At 63.4% G+C, this 1,657-nt stretch carries 2 protein-coding genes; both read right to left on the reverse strand.

What is annotated here, in order from left to right; translation table 11 throughout:
- Window positions 1–381, reverse strand: a 381-nt coding sequence (locus tag U5782_RS41140) for a biotin/lipoyl-binding protein (protein WP_322049605.1), incomplete at its 3' end; no start/stop codon positions are given.
- A 22-nt stretch (window positions 382–403) separates the two neighbouring features.
- A partial coding sequence (locus U5782_RS41145) for an efflux transporter outer membrane subunit (RefSeq protein WP_322049606.1) occupies window positions 404–1,657 on the reverse strand: 1,254 nt, incomplete at its 5' end.

Below are 1,657 nucleotides of genomic sequence, written 5' to 3' on the forward strand. Positions count from 1 at the left end.
TGCTTCGTACTGGCTGTCGTCGGCGAAAAGACCGCGCACCTGGCGCACCGTCTGCCCCAGATCGGCTTCGGCCTGCTGGAGCGCAATGCGCGAATCAGCCGGATCGAGTTGTACCAGCGGCTGGCCGATCTTGACGGTCTGCGTATCGTCGGCGTTCACCGCGATCACGGTGCCGGTCACCTGCGGAGTGATCTGCACGACGTTGCCGTTGACGTAGGCATCGTCGGTATCTTCGCTAAAGCGGGCGACGAGGAAATAGTAGACACCGTAGGCGATCGCGGCGATCACGATGACGAGAACAAGCAGCATCATCATGCTCTTGCGCTTGCCATTTTGTTCGGTATCCTGCGCTTCCTCGACTGGACGTTGTGTGGTGCTCATTGTGGTCTGCTCTCTTCCGTTTTTACTGTTGCGGCGCATTGGCCGTGGCGGTCTGGACGTGGGCGCCATTCCACGGTGCGCCGTTCGCACCCTTCGCATCGCTGCCGATCTGCTCTGGCGGCATGAGGTTCACACCATTCGCCTCGTGCGTTTCATGCGCGTCGAAACCACCGCCCAGCGCCTTGATGAGCGCCATCTGCTGATCGCGGCGCTGCGCCTTGAGGTTCGTCACCGTCTGCTCGGAAGCGAGGCGGTTCTGGTCGGCGTTCAGCACCTGCAACTGTTCCGAGAGGCCCGCCTTGTAGCGGATCACGGCGAGCTGATACGCCTTGGTCGAAGCATCGAGCGCGTTCTGCGCATCGACGAGTTGCTTGTCGGCCGAGCGGATCGACGACACCGTGGTCGCCACGTCCTGGAATGCGCCGATCAGCGTCTGGTTGTAGTTCGCCACGTCCAGATCGAAGTCGGCATAGCGGCCCTTCAGTTGCGCGCGCAACGCACCCGCGTCGAAGATGGGCAGATGCACGGCCGGCCCGAACTGCGCCTGGCGGCTCGCGACATTGAGGAATTTGCCCCAGCCGAAGGCGTCGAAGCCGAAGCCCGCTGCCAGGTTCACGTCCGGGTAGAACTCGGCTTTGGCTTCCTTGACATCGTGCATCGCGGCTTCGACCTGCCAGCGCGCGGCAACGATGTCCGGGCGACGTGCCACCAGATCGGCGGGCAGGTTATCGGGCAATGCGACGTTCGCGCCGGGATTCAGCACCGGATTGGCAATTTGCAGGCCGCGATCCGGGCCCTTGCCGAGCAGTGCACCCAACTGGTAGCGCACGGACTCGATCTGGCCGTCTATCTGCGAGAGGCTGGCCTGGCTCGTCGCGATGTTGCCATTCGCGGTCTGACGCTCGACGTTGGTGTCGAGCCCCGCCGCCACACGGCCATTCGTGATCGTGCCGATGGTCTTGCGGTTGTCGATTTCGCGCGAGGCGATATCGCGTTGCGCATAGAGTTGCGCGAGCTGGTTATACGTGCGCGCAACCGAAGCGGCGAGCGTAATACGAGCCTGCTCCATGTCGGCCTGCGCCGCACGTTGCTCGGAGACTGCTTGCGCGAGACGCTGTCGACTCTTGCCCCACAGGTCCAGATCCCACGACGCGCTGGCGAGCGCGTTGTTCTCGCTATACCAGCTGCCGCCATACGGGGCCGGGTACAGCGCATTGGACGAATACAGCTCGCGGGTCCACGAATAGCTGGCGCTGACCTTGGGGGCGAGTGCCGC

Origin of the sequence: Paraburkholderia sp. J67, from assembly GCF_905220265.1 — a bacterium.
Taxonomy (GTDB): Bacteria; Pseudomonadota; Gammaproteobacteria; order Burkholderiales; family Burkholderiaceae; genus Paraburkholderia.